Origin of the sequence: Vibrio lentus (assembly GCF_030409755.1) — a bacterium.
Taxonomy (GTDB): domain Bacteria; phylum Pseudomonadota; class Gammaproteobacteria; order Enterobacterales; family Vibrionaceae; genus Vibrio; species Vibrio lentus.
Genome location: NZ_JAUFQE010000001.1, coordinates 1,434,514 through 1,452,166, shown reverse-complemented (window position 1 = coordinate 1,452,166; position 17,653 = coordinate 1,434,514). Strand labels below are relative to the sequence as shown.

The following is a 17,653-nucleotide window of genomic DNA, read 5'->3' as shown; positions in this document are numbered from 1 at the left end:
ATTTAGTTAGCCTGTTTCGCTTGTTTGATCTGTGTAGTTTGGTCAACTAAACGGCGCTCACTTGGGTCACGAACCACATTGCTTACGCGCTTGCTTTCACCTTGAATCACACGCTCGTGAAGCAGTGGAATCGCAGCAAAGTCATTCAAGATTTTTTGCTCAGCTTCGATGATCGCTTGCTGGCGCTGTGCACCTAGCGGTTGTAGGTCAGCGTGAGCCAGTGCTTTATCTACCTCTTGAGAACAGAATTGACCAAGGTTGAATGAACCCTTACAGCCAAAGTCACTCATCATGTAAGCCACTGGGTCCCCCGAATCTAGAACCGTTGCTCGAGAAAGGATAAACGCATCAAACTTTCCTGATAGCGCATCGTTTTCTATCTGAGCGTATTCACGGATATCCAGCTCAACCTTGAAACCAGCCGCTTCAAGTTGCTGTTTAAGCAGCGCTGCCACTTCTGGAAGCTCAGCACGATCAGTAAAGGTACCGATAACGATACTTTCACCGTTCGCTTTTAGCGTTTTATCAACGGCCTGACCTTCAGGTCGAATTGGCTCAGCCCAAGCAAGTGCAGGACCTAATAAACCTTGTGCGATATCCGCGTGGTTTTCATAAACAGTGCTAACGATCTGTTCTCTGTCTACCGCACCTGCTGCAACCTTACGTAAGTTGATATCACTGAACACGCCTGACTTGTTGTTCAGGTAAAGCGTATTAGTACGAGGCATCGCTACTTCGTAAAGCAGATCTGGATCAATGGTCGCGATTTGTGAAACGGGTACCGCTTCTACGATGTCTGCCGTACCGGTTCTTAGAGCCGCAGCGCGTGCAAAACCGTTCGGAACATATTCTGCAATCACAGATTCAACCTGTGCTTTTTGACCCCAGTAGCCATCAAAACGTTTCAGTTTCGCGCTTGTTGTACCGTTAATTTCAGTCAATTCAAATGGACCAGTACCCGCGCCCGTTGGGATCACACGACCATCTTCTTGGTACGCACTTGCTGCAAGAATCGCTAATTGAGGGCTTGATAAACGACTTGGTAGAAGAGGGTCATCAAAGCTGGTTTTGATCTCTACGCGGTAGTTGTCCATCGCTTTCACTTCTAGGTCTACACCATCTAGAATGCGCGGCTTAGGCGCAGCTTCAAGCGCTTTTTGTAGAGAGTTCACCACAGAGTTTGCAGTTAACGTCGAACCATCGTGGAATTTAACGCCTTTGCGAACCGTAAATTGCCAAGTCAATGGATCAACCTGTTTCCAGTCCGTTGCCAGCATCGGCTGTGCTACCGAAGTAGGACTCAAGTTAACCAATGTTTCAGCCGTGCTCCAACGAGATAACTTAAAAGCGTCATCAGAAAGGGGTGACAAGCCGGTTCTTGGCGGTTGCATCATCGCAACTCGGATTTCAGATTTTACTGCGGCATCGCTCGACTGTGGTTGAGAGTCAAAACAGCCAGTCAAAGGCAGAGCCAACGCAAGCGCGCAAGCCAGTTTAATTGAATTAAAACGCATAGTTATTTTTCTCTGTAAGCTGTATTTCGTAATAAATAAGGTTGTGTTAACAAGTAGATTTCGATAGTGGCTGAGATTCGGTCAGCAACTGAGTCGCAGGATGAGCAGGTGTACCCATCACTTGTTCGGTCGGTCCAAACTCCACCATTTCGCCATGGTCAAGAACCAGAACTTCTTCACAAAGCGCTTTTGCTGCGCCTAGGTCGTGTGTCACCAAAATAAGGCGCATATCGCGCTTCTTTTTCAATGAATTCAATAAGTCCAATAACCTTTGACGATTCACCGGATCAAGGCTGCTGGTTGGCTCATCGGCGACTAAAACTGCGGGGCTAACGACAAGAGCCCGAGCAATGGCCACACGTTGAGCTTGGCCTGTAGAAAGCTGATTAGATTTCAGTGATAACAAAGTGGCTGGCAAGCCAACGTCCGATAGACTCTCTTCAATGATGCTTTCATGATTACCAGAAACATCTAGGTTGCTTAGCGGCTCGGCTAAGATCTGTCGAACGGTATAGTAAGGGTTGAGGCTGGTGTGGGGTTCTTGAGGCACCAATTGAATCAAGCGACACACCGCGGCTTGTACTTTGCTATTACGAATTGGCAGCGAATGACCAAACAAGCTGATTCGCCCCACCGTAGGCTCTTTAAGGCCAAACAGCAGTTCAATCAGCGTAGATTTACCGGCACCAGAACGCCCAACAATGGCTAAGCTTTTGTCTTCAACATTGAGGTCGATGTTTTGCAGCGCTTTGAACGCCTTGCCACCCAACCAACTTGGGATTGAGTAATAGTGAACACCGACATTCTCAAACTTAATCTCAGTCGGTGTTTGAGTTTCTAAATCTATCACTGGAATTAACGGCGAGACTTCTGAATTTAATGGTAAGGGCGAGCTCATGCGATTAAGTCTCTCAATGAACAGCAGAAAGCGTGAGAGCTTGATTCAAGCGCGTGTTTTGGTGCGCCATAAGCCACCATACCACCATCATCGATCACCAATAACTTGTCACACGCGAGCGCGCTGTGCAGATCGTGGGTGATAAGCAGACCACCGATTTGTCGCTGCTTAACATTGTCGCGAATCAGCTTGAGTATCTCTTGCTCTGTCACCGGATCTAGCGCACTGGTTGGTTCATCTGCAATGATGATATCGGCGTTACTCAGCAAGCCAATCGCAATACACACTCGTTGACGTTGCCCTCCAGAGATTTGGCTCGGGTATAACGGCAAGATGGTTTCTGGCTTAGGGAAACCGAGTTGTATTAGCAATTCGATAAGTTTAATTTTGTCTTGTGATTTGGGCTTAGTGCGAGTCCCCGTCAATGCCAAACTAAGTTGACCTTCGATTGAAACCAGAGGGTTTAATGCTTGAAGGGCATCTTGGAAGATGACCGCAGGTCGTTGTGCTGCGGTTCTTTGCAGCATAGGCAAACCACATACCGCTTCACCAGACAGAGAAATATGACCTTTAACCTCGACCGTTTCTGGCAGAAAACCCGCAATCGCACGTGAAAGCATCGACTTACCAATGCCAGATGGACCCATGATCGCCAGCAGCTCACCTCGATACACATCGAAGTGGATATCTTGGAAAAGTGTTCTCGAAGAGGTTTTGATCGTTAATCGGTCAACAGACAAAAGTGGGGCGTTCACGCAGGTACTCATAAGTAGATGTTATAACATAACAACTCTATCATTAAGCCTGTATGATGAAAAGCGGACATTGAGCCGGATCGCAAAAAATTGCTTGTGAAACCATCTATGGTCACAATCCGTTAGGTACAAAAAAGCGCCTAACTACAAGAAACAGTCAGGCGCTTTCGTAATGATTCTATATGACCTCAGCTTTGTGTTCGCTGTTATTACTTATGTCATTGGAAGGCATTTCCGCTTAACTTGAGCGATGAACGGATACAAGAATGCAATACGCCCAAGATAGAACAAAGTAAACGCCAACCACAGACCATGATTGCCCCACAAATCGACCGAAAACGCCTGTACAGCCAAGAATACCGCCAAGGTAGCGATGCTAGAGTCTCGAACCGGACGTGTAGTTCCTGTTCCAGTAAAGATGCCGTAAACCGTTAAACCAAAGCCAGCCACCAGCGGGAACACAATCAACCACGGTGCCATCTCTTGGTATAGCGCAACAAGCGTTGGGATATCGGTAAACAAGAAAACAATGTTGTCTTTAAATACCAAGGTCAATAACGTTAACGCAGCAATAAAACCGGCCGTCCACTGGAAGTTGAGCCCTAACACACGATCAAGCATTGAAGGGGTTTTCTGGCCGACAGCTTTACCCGCGAACACACTCGATGCATTGGCAATACCATCAAACATGTAACTCACAATAAAGGTTACTTGCATCAAGATTGCGTTAGCAGCCAGAACATCGGTACCCAACTTTGAGCCTGTGCGCGCCATCATGTTAAAAAATACTAAGATACAAATCGTGCGTAACAGTAGGTCAGTATTTGATGAGATGATTGTCGAAAGGTCTTTCTTGGTCATCTTCGAGCCTTGCAGGAACTCAGAGACCGAGATGTTGCTAGTCTTCATCACCAGCGTCATACCAATCGCAAAAGTAGTGATTTGTGCAATCAAGCTTGCGTAAGCGACACCAGCCACACCCAAGTCGAAATAGAGTACGAACACCGCATCCAAGACAATATTCAACACGTTACCAAACACTTGTGTGTATAAGACTTCTTTAGCTTTCGCTTGCCCCATCAACCAACCGATAATGGTGTAGTTGAGCAGCACAAAAGGCGCGCCATAAATCAAAATATTGAAGTAGATGCGCGCGTGCTCAGCCACGTTCGCTTCAGGCTCTATCACCCACATCGCACCTTGCCAGATGAGCGGTTGTATCAAAATGAAGATCAAACCCACCAAACCAGATAGCACAAATGGACGCATCAAGCTGCCCGCTAACTCAGAACGATTGCCCTTACCCAAGGCCATCGCACTTTGCCCCGTGGTACTAACACGGAAAAAGCCAAACAACCAATACATGGTGTTCATAATGATGGTGCCAATCGCCACACCACCGATCAGTTCAGCAATGCCAAGCTGTCCGATCACGGCGGTATCCACGGCGCCAAGCAGAGGCTGAGTCACCGTTGAGATGATGAAAGGGAAAGCGATTTTTAGATAATCTTTATGGGTAATGGTCATATTCTAACGAGTGATATTAAGAACTATTTGCAATTAGAAAGGAATGCTATCGTTTAATCCGTACGTTGTCATCATCTACTGGGGTAAATTATCAACAAAGCACTTTTCTCTTAATTCACCTACATAGAAATGCCTGTTGCCATTGGCACTGCTAATTCGTCTCAACAAAAGAACAAAGCTAAATTCAAGAAAACACCACAACCATCGATTAAGTGAATTTGCGCTAGCGAGCCAAATAGGTAACTTTAGGTCGATTAGTAGAAACTCACCGGAAGATAAAAATCGAGTTCAAACACTTCTTCACTGTTGAGAAAATGATTCTGATGATAATGCACATAAGCAGGCGTTGAGCGCTGCTTGAAACCTGACGTAGGTAGCCACTTTTCTAATACCATACTGATCTGTGGTAGCAGTTCACCATAGCGGCCATTCAGTCGAAATACCGCATGTAAACCACCTGGAATCACCATCTGGTTCACGACACTGCGATACTTAATCGGCTCATCAATCGCGATACACGCCACATAGCGACACTGATCCATTTCAACCCAAGCAGGGTTTGAGTGATGCAAACCAAATTGGCTCGAAAAGTCACGCTGTTCTGAGTTCGCCCACGCTTTCAATATCAACCATGCGTTGCGAATGGAACGGTTATAGCCAGTGTGTCGAACATAAGCCGCCATGCGCTCCGGTGTTTCAACGATCTTCGGTTCGGGTAAAACTCGCTGCGCCACGTTCAAATAACCCGCCGCGACTTCGGGATCTTTCAAATAGGGTTTTTCTGCTATCTGTAAATCATGTTTACGCCACTCGCCCGGCGACATGTTAAAGGTCGCTTTGAATGCTCGGCTAAATGAAGACACCGAACTAAAGCCACATTTACTGGCAATCTCTACCACTGACGACGTGGTATCGAACATCAATTGATTGGCCGCATACTCCATTCGAGTACGTCGAATGTACTGATGCAGCGACTCCCCAACCACGCTTTTAAAGGTGCGGTGGAAGTGTTGTTCTGAATAAGCCGCAATCTCGGAGAGCGCTTTTGCCGACAAAGGCTGGCTGATGTCTTGATGAATATGGAACAGAACATCATTGATTCGGGATATGTGTTGTCGTGACATTTTTCAAATAGCATAAATGGACATGTTTATAAGCATAAACGGACACGCTTGTTTTTACAATTGCCGTGTAATATCAAGCGATAGAATAAAAACGAAAAACGACGAGACACAACACATGGAAATCGCACAGTCATTACAACAGATTCAATCTTCATACATTCGAGAAATCCTCGCAGCCGCAAGCGATCCAAATGTCATCTCATTGGCCGGTGGTTTACCGGACGAGAAAACATTCCCTATCGATTTAATGAAGCCAACGCTAGAAAACCTAGCGAACATGCCTGAAGTTTTCCAATACGGTTCTACTGCCGGTTACGGCCCGTTGCTTGACCACCTTACGCAAAGCTACCAATTGCCAGAGACTCACACAGCAATGATCTGTACTGGCTCTCAGCAAGGTTTAGATTTGATTGCACGTGCGTATGTTGATCCAGGTGATGTGGTTGTAATGGAAGCGCCAAGCTACTTAGGTGCGATGCAAGTGTTTGGCCTAGTTCAAGCAAACATTGCGACCGTGTCTCAAACTGAATTTGGCCCGAACCTAGACGAACTGGAAACGTGCTTTGCAGAGCAATCACCTAAGATGTTCTATGCTGTGCCTGATTTCCACAACCCGACTGGCGTTTGCTGGACAACAGAAACTCGTCAAAAAGTGGCTGAGCTGTGTATCAAATACAACGTGGCATTCATTGAAGATGCGCCATACCGCGAGCTGCGCTTTACAGGCACTGAACTGCCAATGGTTTCTTCGTTCTGCCCTGACAACTCTATCGTTCTTCGTTCATTCTCTAAAATTGCATCGCCTGGTTTACGTATTGGCGCGGTAACCGGTAAACGCAGCTACCTTGAGCCACTGATCAAAGTGAAGCAAGGTGCAGATTTACACTCAAGTGTACCGATGCAAGCGCTGCTTGTTGGTCTTCTAAAGCATGAAGATTTCAATCTGCACATGGAAAACATTCGCACCCTGTACAAGTCTCGTTATGAAGTATTATTTTCAGAACTAGAGAAACAACTGCCTGCTGACTGCGTGTTAAAAGCCGTAGATGGCGGGATGTTCATTTGGGTAGAAATCCCAGAGTGCGACACCTTCGAATTGGCTAAAACTCTGCTTTCGAATGGTGTGGCGGTTGTACCAAGCCCAGTATTCTATCCAAAGGCCGATGAAGCAAAAGCCGCACTGCGCCTAAACTTCACCAACGCCAACCCAAAAGAATTAACAGAAGCGGTAAAACGCTTAGCTGAAGTACTTAACCAAGCGTAATCACCGATTAAGTAAAACGGACTAGATACCAAGGCCCTGCTGTTTTTACAGCAGGGCCTTTTTGGTTTGGGAATACGTGTTGTAATTCGAACTTGATAAAACAGTTTTGTTGAATTTTCTAGCCCATAAACCACATAAATAGAAATGATAAATAGCCCTACTTTTGGTTGGTTTTTGTCCATCCTTGGCTTGGTTATACTGCGGCGGATTTTAATAAGCCAATATGGGCAAACCTGAGTGAATCAAACTCAGTCTGTATCATAAAAGGCAACGCTCTGGATTTACGTTCCAGCTCGCAGAAAGGAAAAACCATGTCTCAATATGTTGTATGTGCTTTGTATAAATTCGTAGCACTTGATGATTACCAAGAAATTCGCCAGCCACTCACTGACGTGTTAGAAGCCAACCAAATCCGCGGTACTTTGCTACTTGCGAGTGAAGGTATCAACGGCACCGTTGCAGGTAAGCGCGAATCTATCGACGCTCTTCTTAAATGGTTCAAACAAGATTCTCGTTTGGCTGATGTTGTTTACAAAGAGTCGTTCAACGAAGAACAACCATTCAACCGCACCAAGGTTAAACTTAAGAAAGAGATCGTAACCATGGGCGTTGAGGGTATCGACCCACGCCACGTTGTCGGCACTTACGTGAAACCAAACGAGTGGAACGCTCTGATTTCTGATCCTGATGTAATTCTGGTTGATACCCGTAACGACTACGAAGTGGACATCGGCACATTCAAAAATGCTGTAAACCCAAATACAGAAACCTTCCGTGAATTCCCTCAATACGTTGAAGACAATCTCGATCCTAAGAAACACAAAAAAGTCGCGATGTTCTGTACTGGCGGTATTCGTTGTGAAAAATCAACGGCCTACATGAAAGAGCAAGGCTTTGATGAGGTTTACCACCTTGAAGGCGGTATTCTTAAGTACTTAGAAGAAGTACCAGAAGAAGAGAGCATGTGGGAAGGCGACTGCTACGTATTTGATGGCCGTGTTGCAGTTAACCACCAGCTAGAGAAGAGCGGCTACGACGTGTGTAACGCTTGTCGCCTGCCAATCACAGACGAAGACAAAGCGTCTGAGCACTTTGAGAAAGGCGTAAGCTGCCCTAAGTGTGTTGATAAGCACAGCGACGAGCAGAAAGCGCGTTTCCGCGAACGTGAAAAGCAAGTTCAATTGTCGAATGCTCGTGGCGAAACCCACGTAGGCGGCGATGCTGCTCACCTTATCGATCAACGTAAGAAAGAGAAGCTTGCACACAAAGAGCAGCAACGTTCTGGCAAGAAAGCGAAGTAAACTCTCTGCTTTAAACTCTTAGGATTCTAAACATATAACTATAAATAGTTAGCTATATACATACAAAAGGGCGCAAGTTCGAAGATGATTCCTCGAGTTTGTGCCCTTTTTTGATCGCTTTACGGCTTTGTGTTTTGAACCACATTTCTTTCGATAAATTGCTTCTATACTGTTAATAATTCGACTAGAGAGGAAGTGCCAATGCTCAATGAAAACCATGCCTTTATCTTAGATTTCCCAGATCTTAAATTAGACATTGTTCAGCTCAACCACGACGACGAAAAATTCAAAGCAGACATGCAGAAGTACCACCAACTCGACTACGACATCCGTCAGCTAGAAATCTCTGGCAGCCCTATCGATGACGACAGCATGCACAACCTCAAAGTAGAACGCATGGAGCTAAAAGACTCGCTACACAAACAGCTCACGCGTCATCACGCGCTTAAGATCGTATAGAAAAATCAATCCAATACTTTATTCTAAGCCATGCACCACGCATGGCTTTTTTATTTAAAGACAATCGAACTTCTAAGCTGATTCGGCTCCTTCAATTATGTTACTGTTTGCTTATTCAAAAGCGTTTAATTAGGAAGCTGAGTGACAATAAAAGAAGAGAATATGCTATTCCAGCTCGTTTCAAATTCTGAATTCGAAGAACTGTTTGCGTGTGTTAAACAAGGTATTTTCATACACGTAGATAGCGTTTTCGGCTGGGACGACGACTTTCAACGTCAACGACTTTTAAACGATTACCATCCCTCTTGGTTTCATTGGGTATACCGAGGAAAAGAGAGGATTGGACTTATGTGTTTTAAGCCTTATGACAACGCCTACCATATTCATCTGCTGATCATTCTCCCTCAATATCAAGGCCGTACGCTTGGTAAGGAAGTCATGACTCTCATACATAAGAGAGCCATGGAAGAGCAACGTGAACAAGTCACTTTGTCGAGTTTTAGAAGTAACACTCGCGCCATCAGTTTTTATCAGGCGCTTGGCTACCAAATTGTTGATGACGGCGATGAGAATTTTGTAGGGATGACTCTCACCCTAACTAACCATTTATAAACAGCCAGTTAGGTAGAAAGCGAAGTCCTAGCGATCAACTGACACATCCAACTTATTCAGCAACGACGGAAAACCCCAACCGTTCTCACCTTCGACCACTGGTTCTCCGGTCAAATACTCAAACAGCGTTGGCGCTAAAGATCCATTAGCTTCGATTTTCAATTTCTGAGAGTTATCGCCAATTGGCGCTCCCCAGAATCCGATGAAGGCATCTTTCTCTAAGTAATCCTCACCAGCATGACGCCCCGGTACCTTGGTGTTGTAGCCAATTCCCGCTTTAGGGAACAGGTTAACCGTGCCAGCCCTATCTTCAAGGTAGATATTCGCCAGTTGATTTACTGAATCTGGTCGAGGTGTTGGTTGCGTCAATGAAGTCCACTCAGCACTGCTACACCACGTTGTCACATCCGCCTTAACCGCTCGGTTAATACACTTTTCTACTAATTGAGAGTACTGTGAAAAATCAGCTTCGCTTGGTGATGCTAGGTATGGATTTAACCTTTGTGTATTAAGCAAAATCGGCGCTCGGTTGTCTTCTAATGACTCATAGAAAAGCTTGTCACCTTCACGTGTGATCAATTCATCGACCCGTTTTAAATCACGATTGCCAATCACACGAACAGCGCAGCGTTGTTGATCACATGTACTTTCTCTTACGACCATATAATCAAGACTTTCAGGCAAGCGTTGCGCTATCTGATTGATGATGTCGATATTCTGATCTACTGTCGCCGCAATCGGAGACCACTGCGTGAGTTCTTGGTAAACCGGCTGAACCTGCCAGCCTTGAGCCGAATTAAAGAAATCCATCATGAAGTTACCACCAGCAGTCGAGGCGACCACCACATCCAATTCCTTCGAGCTTGGGTAGCTTAGGGCATTGGTGATTTTAGGTCCTTCCCCCTCGTCTGAAGATATCTTCTTAACCACAATTGGATACTCAAGCTCTGCTTGTAAGCCTTCAAATACCTGCTTTTCGGGATTGAGCGCGTAGAACACCGGCGTTAAACCATGATCCCCTGCCATACCCCATAGCGTTTTATCGTAAACACCGGCACTACGATAGGTTGCTTCAATCTGGCGAATCCAATAGTCCAGCCGATTGAGCTCTCCCGTCGGCATCAGAATTTCGTCACTAAAAGGACCGGTAAAGTGCGCGAAGTGATCCGGCCATGGGTTATACACCAAGGTGTAGTCTGGCATCCCTTTTCCATCTAACTTGGCAAACTGAGTGATCGATTGTTTAACCTGAGCCTTCTTTGAAAACTTAGTGAAAAGATCAAAGCCAGATATAGTCTGATACGCTTCAATATCTTCAATCAAGGCTTGACGCTTTTCTTGCAAAACCACTTCGACTTCTGAACGTTCTTGAAGCTCTTTAACGCAGCGTTTCTCACCATAATCACGCAGTGATTCACCCAAACCTAGGTTCACGAGGCCGTCGTAAGTGGTGTGAGCATTCCAATCATATTGAGCGTTGCAGTTCAGCGTTTTAAGGTAATCAAGGCGATCAAACATGGTTTGCACCTTGTTGTCTGCCATCAACACATCTAACTGCAGGGCATCATTACCAAAGAAGTAATAAGCTCGGTCGATCTCTCGCTCAACAAAGTGAAAATTAGGGATGCCAGTGCCATCTTGCCCCGATACTTTCGCGCCCGTTTTAATGATCGGTAGATTGCGTACGCTGATCGTCGGAGTAGAAGAGATACCCACTCGGCTAATATTGCCTCGATGCTCTTGATAGAGATTTTTGAAGAACGGAAGGTAATTCGGATCACGGTAGGTTTGTTCTGATAGAACTTCCATGAACCGAACCTGCTGTTGATGTTCAGGTTCAATCACTTTTTCTAGCTGAGGTTTATATTGCGCTCGGTTTTTATGATTCTGATAAGCAACCGAAATGAAAGGTGAATTTTCATCGACCAACCCCTCGAGCAATCCTTGCTGTAAACCATCGACCGTCACTTGGACCGCAAAACGTTTGTGTTGTTGGGATTCTAAGAACTGAATGAGCACATCAGGCTGGTCACTGAACGCTTGCTGCATCCAATCATCGAGCGCTTCTACACGTTCTTCTTTAAACACAAATTGTCGGTAAGCTTTTAGCAAGTTTAAGCGCACAAAATCAATAAGCGTGATGGTAAGAGCTTGTGCTTTGTTATTCGGCTTATCAGCGTTTTCTGGTTTACCATCTTCTGCAATCGCCAACATTGCAGACTTCATGTCGCCGTCATCCATTCCCAATGCCGCTTTACCGATCAAATCAACGATGATCGGTTGAATCTGAGCGATGATCGCTAGATCTTCAGGGCTATTGGTTAAGTATGTGTAATTCGCAGGGAGCGTGTCCATATCCTGCCAAACACCAATTTCGAATAACGCATCGTAGATAACCACCATGTTAGCAATGAACTGTTCATCGATACGAATACCTTCATGATGTCCCGTTGCTTCAGTCGAGGTATCTGGCTCGTGATGCTCTGAGGTTGGCTTATCTCCAACATGATAGAGGCTATGTTCAAAGCCCTTTAGCGCCTGCTTATCATAAACCGTCGACAAGTAAGATTTGAACACATCTTCACTGCCCAAGCCTGAATAGCGGTCGTAATAGCTATAGATAAAGTAACCCAAAGGAATTGAGTACGTCGGATTGGATAACTGAGCAACGACTCGAGCTTTGGTTTTGACATCTAAAGGGAGAGCGAGAATATACGCATCTAATGTAACGCCACCAATCGTGAAAAGAGCCGCATCGCGCGTGAGTTTGGCAGAATAACTTAGGCTTGAAAGCACCTGATTTTTCAATACTTCACTGGAGCTAAACACGCCACCAATGACGGGCGTTGTTGATATATCAGCCGCACTCGGAGCTGACGCAAGCGCCAACGATAAGGCACTGAACAAACTGGCGTAACTGCGAACGTGAGAATAAGAGCTCATCAAATTTCCTTTAGATCAACACACTTCTATAAATTTAGCTTATTGTTTCAGCCTGCATTTATTAGTCAACCTATGAAAACGTTTGTTTTCTGATTCGAAGAGCTCTTATTGTTATGAAATGTTCATTCTTACTAATATCTCTAAGACTTTACCACATACCCAAGGCCCGAAAGATTTCTAATGTTATACGACAGTTATTCCCTTAATTAAACGCTCTAGCCACTCGTCCTTTACTGCTCAATTCATAATGACCAATATAGGCTGGGATAAATACCGATTGCCCTTTGGTGAGCGTTAAGTGCTCGCCTTTCTGACTCACTAGCGTTAGATCAGCGTCTATTGCCATTAAAATTTCAGCACTGCTTGTGATGACTTCTTCTTGCTGAGGGCGATGAAAGATATTGAAATCAAAATCACTGACCGGGATATCATAGCTATCACATTGACCCAGTTTTGAGGGTGCTAACAATAAGCGTTCGAACGGGATTGGCGTAAACTCTGTGCACGCCACTAACTCAGCGACATCAATGTGTTTTGGCGTTAAACCTGCTCGCAGCACGTTGTCTGAATTTGCCATGATCTCGAGCCCAGTACCCTTAATGTAGGCGTGCGGAGTGTTCGCATTCAAATACATCGCTTCACCCGGCTTTAGTGTGATCAAGTTAAGCAGCAGAACACAAAACAAACCGATATCGTTCGGGTACTGATGGCTAAGCTCGGTAACCAAAGCAAACTCAGCTTGGTCTTGATGAGACTCTGCGTAATTCAGAAGTTGCTCTAATGCTCGGTGTTTACGTTGGTCATTCAGCGTTAGCAGATCGCGGAAAAACGCTTCTAAGCCTAGAGAGTCAAGATTGTTACCAAACTCTTCAACTAAACCAGCCAACTCGCTCGAATCCAACTTTCTGAACAGACCTAATATTTCATCGAACTCTCGAAAGCCATTCATCGCTTGGTATTCAGTGATCGCGTAAACCAATTCAGGTTTGTGGTTCGAGTCTTTGTAATTACGATGTCCTGCGGTCAGAGGAATGCTTGCCTGTTCCTCTCTCACAAAGCCAATTTCAGCTTGGCGCTTATTTGGGTGAACCTGAACCGATAGCGCTTTTTCTGCTGCCAAGATCTTAAACAAGAACGGCAGTTCACCGAACTCCTGCGCAATATCAGTAGATAAATAAGCGGGTTTATTCTTGTTAATCAGCTCAGAGAGAGGCACCAAATGTTGGTCCAACTTGACCATTGAACAACCTTTCGGATGCGCTCCCATCCAAACTTCCGCTTGCGGCTCTTGTGACTCATTCTTAAAGCCAAACAGTTCACGTATCGAAGAAATGCTTCCCCATGCATAATTTTGGATGGTGTTTTCCATTGGGAAAAATGAGTGTTCTGAGAAGTGGCTGAGTGACATGGTGTTTTCCATAGTGAGCCCTTTGAACACAATTCAGAGAGCTGATTTCTAATAACGTAAATAATTAGAAAGACTACAGAGCGCAGCTAAAACCCACATGAGATGAGGTCTTAGACGCAATAGGAAAAATTCTTAGAAACGGGAGAGAACGATGAAAAGCGTGAAAAGAGTCACATTTGAATGCTACGTATAAAAAACGCTGAAGATAAGATAGCTGCACAATAACCAGAGGACTATTAGCAGCTATCTTATTTACGAAGAAACCCCTTAAAAACCAGATCGAGCCTCTGCACTTTTCTGAGGTGATTGAGCTTGTAAGAAAGGCAATAGCAGCAACCCGATGACCGCAGCACAAGTAGAGATGGTAATGAAGAACCCACTCCAACCGTAGGTTTCTAGAACGAGCGCTAATGGGTAACCAGAAAGTGCTGCACCCATGTAAGCAAACAAGCCAACAAAGCCTGTTGCTGCCCCGGCAGAGTCTTTATGTGAGCATTCCGCGGCAGCCATGCCTATTAGCATTTGAGGGCCAAACACAAAAAAGCCAACACAAAATAGACCTGCGGCTTGAAACACAAAATTAGTTAATGGCATAAGCCATAAAGCAGATACCGAGAGGAAAATACCAATCGCAAACAGGATGTTCATCGGGCCACGGTTACCACCAAACAGTCTATCCGATCCCCACCCAGCAACAAGTGAACCAACGAAGCCACCTATCTCGAACAGAGACAAAGCAGCATTTGCGTTGATCAAACTGTAATGGTGTTCTTCGGTGAGATATAAATTCCCCCAATCGTTGACGGCCGTTCTTACGATGTAAACCAGCACATAGCTAAAAGCGAGCAACCAAATGTACTTATTGCTGAACACATAGATTTTCAGGATTTCTCGATAGCTTAACCCTTGTCCATGGCTCTCTTGCGCCAATTCTAGATGATCATTGCGCCACTTCCCTACCGTCGGAAGTCCCATGGTGGTCGGCTTATCACGTAAGCGCCAGCAAACGATAAGACCAATAAAAACACCAATCACACCCGGCCATATAAACCCTGAACGCCAACTGTATTGAAGAGTTAGATAGCCCACAAGAATAGGGATAAGCGCCCCACCAACGTTATGTGCTGTATTCCAGATAGCCCAACGGAATCCTCTTTCTGAGCGAGAATACCAAGTCGTCAATAACTTAGAACATGAAGGCCAACCCCAACCTTGGAACCATGCATTGAGCACCCAAAGTGCAATGAAAGCCGTCAACGAACTTGAAAAGCCAAACGCAATGTTTATCAGACCAGTCGCGATTAAGCCAAGACCCATAAAGTAGCGCGGGTTTGAACGATCCGATATTGTCCCTGAGATAAATTTCGATAAGCCGTAAGAGAGATAAAAGAGCGTACCAATTAAGCCGATATCACCTTTATCCAAACCAAGATCGGTGATCATGGCTGGCGCGGCATAATTGAAGGTTTTACGAGTAAAGTAAAAACCGGCATAACCGACATACATTCCTATCATGATGTGAAGGCGCCAGTAGTGGTAACTCTGATTGACCTGATCATCACTTAGATTATGACGATTTGACGTTGTTGAGCGCAGAAATCCAAACATACTCGTTCTCACACTTTAGGTAATGTAACGCTGATATTGGTGCCCGAAGAGGAACCATTAGCGTTGATTGTCATCTTGCCGCCGAGTGCCTGAACACGCTCTTGCATACCACGAACCCCCATCCCCTTGAGAAGATCTTGCGCTGTAAAACCAACGCCATTATCTGATATCTGAAGATAAGCCTGATCATCCAAAATCAGTTCAATTTTAATCTCGCTCGCACCGGCGTATTTATGGGCGTTGTTTAAGGATTCTTGGCACAGTCGGAAGAGAGTGACCTTAAGCGTGTCACTCAAACATGAATAATCACCTTGCCAATTTAGCTGGATATCAACGCCGTGATCTGAAAACTCCATTTCCCGTATGAGCTGTTCAACGGAGTCCTTTAGGTCAAGGTCGTCCAACATTTTAGGTCTTAGTTTTGTGAGTAGGCGTTTAGTGGTGTCATAAACATTCAAAGACAATGACTCAATCGTGCCCGCACAATGAACACTCATTTCAGCGGCATCAACACGCTTAATAATGTTTGCTTGAGTGCGAATCGCCGTGATGTTTTGGCCGATCTCATCATGTAGCTCACGAGCAATGTCACGACGAACCGATTCCTCAGCCGTGATTAACTGACGTGAAAGATTTTGATTCCTGGAGAGCTCACTGCGCAATTTCGAATTGAGATCTTTTTGCTTTTGAACCGCAAGACCCAACAATATGCCAGTGATGGTTTGAGCGGAAAGAGATAAGAGTAAATCGGTAATTTCGAGTTTGGACGTTCCACTGTGGGCAGCTATCAGCGCGACACTGTTTAACAAGGTCGCGAGCAAAGCGCCTTGCCACCCGTAACGAACGGCCAACAAGATAATAGGAATCGCCATACAAAATGGGGCAAAGCGCCTGAGTTCATCTGGCAGGCTGGTCTGTATCAAGATACTAGCCACCAGCAATACGCTGTATAAGGCAATATGACGAATTTTAAACTCTACAGCATTGTGAATTAAGTAAGAGCTCAACGGTGCCCACTTATTTTGAAATAGATAGTTCCAAACTAGATAACACATTGGGACGAGCATTAACCCGCCTGTGATGCTCACCAACCACACCATATAAGTTGCAGGCACGTGAGAACCGACGACAGCGACATTGATCAGTGAAGTCACCATTATAATGCTGGCCATGACCAATAAGTGCCGATTTTGGTCACCGTAGTAATACCGTTTGGCAAATAGAGTAGCTGGAATGCTTAATCCGCTGGCGATTAAAACGGTTAACCATTGGGGTTCATCCAGTAATAGAGCCAAAGCGATTGCGAGCCCCCACTCTGCAACGTAAATGGCAGGCCAATATTGTGTACGAGTGTGCAGCGTCATTCCCAATCGAAGCGAGAATGGGAAAAGCAGAATGGCTAACTCAGGGTCATTAATAAAATAGAAAGCGATAACCCACAAACAAAACCATGCGCAACCCGCCATAAAAACCCCGCATAGGGAGGTGGCTAGGTAAGAGCGCATTAGTACTGTTCTTGAGTGAATAGTTTGGCTAGCTCAACGTTGTTTTTAACATTAAGTTTGTCCATGGCATTGGCACGGTGCACATGTACCGTTTTATGGCTAACCCCTAACTCGACAGCAATAGACTTTACATCGAGCCCTGTCGCCAATAATTGGCACACTTCGCTTTCTCTGCGGGTTAACTGATTTAAAGAGGCTTTATTCTTTAGTGGTGTCGCAAGCTTTATTGCGATATCTGGCGTAAGGTAACAACCACCATTTGCGCTCGTGTGTACGGCTTGAATTAACTCATCAGGACTGCAGCGCTTGCTCAGATAACCTTTAGCTCCTAACTCTAACGACTTTTCAACCATCGCCGGAGAGTCATGTACGCTCAACATGATGCTGGCAATGCCTGATGGAATTTCTTCCAACAAACTCAGGCCACTTTCATCTTGCATTGAAATATCCAATATAACGACATCAGGGTGACAACTTGGTAGTCCGAGGCGCGCTTCTGCCGCAGAACTGAATTCACCCACGACCGTAATATCAGTTTCAAGACTGAGTAATTGAGCAAAACCAGATCGAACAATGACGTGGTCATCAACAAGCGCAACATTAATCATGATATCAACCAAAATTAAGAGTAAGAAAGAAAAATAGCCCCGATAGGAGCTATATAAAATTAAGTTTATTGATAGAGATGATACTGAATCGAACTAACGATTGGTATGATCTCACGTGCTTTAATCC

At 45.1% G+C, this 17,653-nt stretch carries 14 protein-coding genes; 4 read left to right on the top strand and 10 right to left on the bottom strand.

Features of this window, described 5'->3' with window-relative positions; genetic code table 11:
* Window positions 1-2: 2 nt before the first annotated feature.
* The 5 genes from QWZ07_RS06125 to QWZ07_RS06105 form a co-directional block, all read right to left on the bottom strand.
* Window positions 3-1,514, bottom strand: a complete 1,512-nt coding sequence (locus tag QWZ07_RS06125; RefSeq protein WP_192852412.1) for an ABC transporter substrate-binding protein — start codon at window positions 1,512-1,514, stop codon at window positions 3-5.
* Window positions 1,515-1,560: 46 nt separating this feature from the next.
* Window positions 1,561-2,412 carry an ABC transporter ATP-binding protein gene (locus QWZ07_RS06120; RefSeq protein WP_192852411.1) on the bottom strand — a complete coding sequence of 284 codons (852 nt, stop codon included), beginning with the start codon at window positions 2,410-2,412 and terminating at the stop codon, window positions 1,561-1,563.
* Window positions 2,409-3,167 (bottom strand): ATP-binding cassette domain-containing protein, encoded by a 759-nt coding sequence (locus QWZ07_RS06115; protein ID WP_192852410.1) that lies wholly within the window; start codon window positions 3,165-3,167, stop codon window positions 2,409-2,411. The genes QWZ07_RS06120 and QWZ07_RS06115 overlap by 4 nt, the downstream gene beginning before the upstream one ends.
* Window positions 3,168-3,380: 213 nt before the next feature.
* On the bottom strand, window positions 3,381-4,694 hold the full coding sequence (locus QWZ07_RS06110) for an MATE family efflux transporter (protein WP_192852409.1): 1,314 nt from the start codon (window positions 4,692-4,694) through the stop codon (window positions 3,381-3,383).
* A 254-nt stretch (window positions 4,695-4,948) separates the two neighbouring features.
* Window positions 4,949-5,818 carry an AraC family transcriptional regulator gene (locus QWZ07_RS06105; protein WP_017111368.1) on the bottom strand — a complete coding sequence of 290 codons (870 nt, stop codon included), beginning with the start codon at window positions 5,816-5,818 and terminating at the stop codon, window positions 4,949-4,951.
* A 115-nt stretch (window positions 5,819-5,933) separates the two neighbouring features.
* Here QWZ07_RS06105 and QWZ07_RS06100 point away from each other — a divergent pair, with 115 nt between their 5' ends.
* The 4 genes from QWZ07_RS06100 (at window position 5,934) to QWZ07_RS06085 (ending at window position 9,454) form a co-directional block, all read left to right on the top strand.
* Entirely contained in the window at window positions 5,934-7,082 is a 1,149-nt protein-coding gene (locus tag QWZ07_RS06100) for an aminotransferase-like domain-containing protein (RefSeq protein ID WP_192852408.1), read from the top strand.
* Window positions 7,083-7,393: 311 nt separating this feature from the next.
* Window positions 7,394-8,383 carry an oxygen-dependent tRNA uridine(34) hydroxylase TrhO gene (gene trhO, locus QWZ07_RS06095; RefSeq protein ID WP_065111775.1) on the top strand — a complete coding sequence of 330 codons (990 nt, stop codon included), beginning with the start codon at window positions 7,394-7,396 and terminating at the stop codon, window positions 8,381-8,383.
* Between the two features lie 201 nt (window positions 8,384-8,584).
* A complete protein-coding gene (locus tag QWZ07_RS06090) occupies window positions 8,585-8,842 on the top strand; it encodes an HP1242/YdcH family protein (protein ID WP_009846137.1) in 258 nt (85 codons plus the stop codon).
* A 141-nt stretch (window positions 8,843-8,983) separates the two neighbouring features.
* Complete coding sequence (locus QWZ07_RS06085) at window positions 8,984-9,454, top strand: GNAT family N-acetyltransferase (protein ID WP_192852407.1); 471 nt, start codon at window positions 8,984-8,986, stop codon at window positions 9,452-9,454.
* 27 nt (window positions 9,455-9,481) lie between these two features.
* Here QWZ07_RS06085 and QWZ07_RS06080 read toward each other — a convergent pair whose 3' ends face one another.
* The 5 genes from QWZ07_RS06080 to uhpA form a co-directional block, all read right to left on the bottom strand.
* Entirely contained in the window at window positions 9,482-12,397 is a 2,916-nt protein-coding gene (locus tag QWZ07_RS06080; RefSeq protein WP_192852406.1) for an alkaline phosphatase family protein, read from the bottom strand.
* A 202-nt stretch (window positions 12,398-12,599) separates the two neighbouring features.
* Window positions 12,600-13,805 (bottom strand): mannose-6-phosphate isomerase, class I, encoded by a 1,206-nt coding sequence (gene manA, locus QWZ07_RS06075; protein ID WP_192852510.1) that lies wholly within the window; start codon window positions 13,803-13,805, stop codon window positions 12,600-12,602.
* Between the two features lie 267 nt (window positions 13,806-14,072).
* Window positions 14,073-15,413, bottom strand: a complete 1,341-nt coding sequence (locus QWZ07_RS06070) for an MFS transporter (RefSeq protein ID WP_192852405.1) — start codon at window positions 15,411-15,413, stop codon at window positions 14,073-14,075.
* Between the two features lie 8 nt (window positions 15,414-15,421).
* On the bottom strand, window positions 15,422-16,918 hold the full coding sequence (gene uhpB, locus QWZ07_RS06065; RefSeq protein WP_192852404.1) for a signal transduction histidine-protein kinase/phosphatase UhpB: 1,497 nt from the start codon (window positions 16,916-16,918) through the stop codon (window positions 15,422-15,424).
* Window positions 16,918-17,526: a response regulator transcription factor UhpA gene (uhpA, locus tag QWZ07_RS06060; protein WP_065105109.1), complete on the bottom strand. Its 609-nt coding sequence runs from the start codon at window positions 17,524-17,526 to the stop codon at window positions 16,918-16,920. Before uhpA ends, uhpB begins: the two co-directional genes overlap by 1 nt.
* Window positions 17,527-17,653 lie beyond the last annotated feature (127 nt).

Excerpts from the sequence above, each read along its gene's own strand:
- trhO (WP_065111775.1), top strand. The coding sequence starts at position 7,394 with ATGTCTCAATATGTTGTATGTGCTTTGTATAAATTCGTAGCACTTGAT.
- uhpB (WP_192852404.1), bottom strand. The coding sequence starts at position 16,918 with ATGCGCTCTTACCTAGCCACCTCCCTATGCGGGGTTTTTATGGCGGGT.
- QWZ07_RS06080 (WP_192852406.1), bottom strand. The coding sequence starts at position 12,397 with ATGAGCTCTTATTCTCACGTTCGCAGTTACGCCAGTTTGTTCAGTGCC.
- QWZ07_RS06100 (WP_192852408.1), top strand. The coding sequence starts at position 5,934 with ATGGAAATCGCACAGTCATTACAACAGATTCAATCTTCATACATTCGA.
- QWZ07_RS06070 (WP_192852405.1), bottom strand. The coding sequence starts at position 15,413 with ATGTTTGGATTTCTGCGCTCAACAACGTCAAATCGTCATAATCTAAGT.
- QWZ07_RS06125 (WP_192852412.1), bottom strand. The coding sequence starts at position 1,514 with ATGCGTTTTAATTCAATTAAACTGGCTTGCGCGCTTGCGTTGGCTCTG.
- QWZ07_RS06110 (WP_192852409.1), bottom strand. The coding sequence starts at position 4,694 with ATGACCATTACCCATAAAGATTATCTAAAAATCGCTTTCCCTTTCATC.
- QWZ07_RS06090 (WP_009846137.1), top strand. The coding sequence starts at position 8,585 with ATGCTCAATGAAAACCATGCCTTTATCTTAGATTTCCCAGATCTTAAA.
- QWZ07_RS06120 (WP_192852411.1), bottom strand. The coding sequence starts at position 2,412 with ATGAGCTCGCCCTTACCATTAAATTCAGAAGTCTCGCCGTTAATTCCA.
- manA (WP_192852510.1), bottom strand. The coding sequence starts at position 13,805 with ATGTCACTCAGCCACTTCTCAGAACACTCATTTTTCCCAATGGAAAAC.
- uhpA (WP_065105109.1), bottom strand. The coding sequence starts at position 17,526 with ATGATTAATGTTGCGCTTGTTGATGACCACGTCATTGTTCGATCTGGT.
- QWZ07_RS06105 (WP_017111368.1), bottom strand. The coding sequence starts at position 5,818 with ATGTCACGACAACACATATCCCGAATCAATGATGTTCTGTTCCATATT.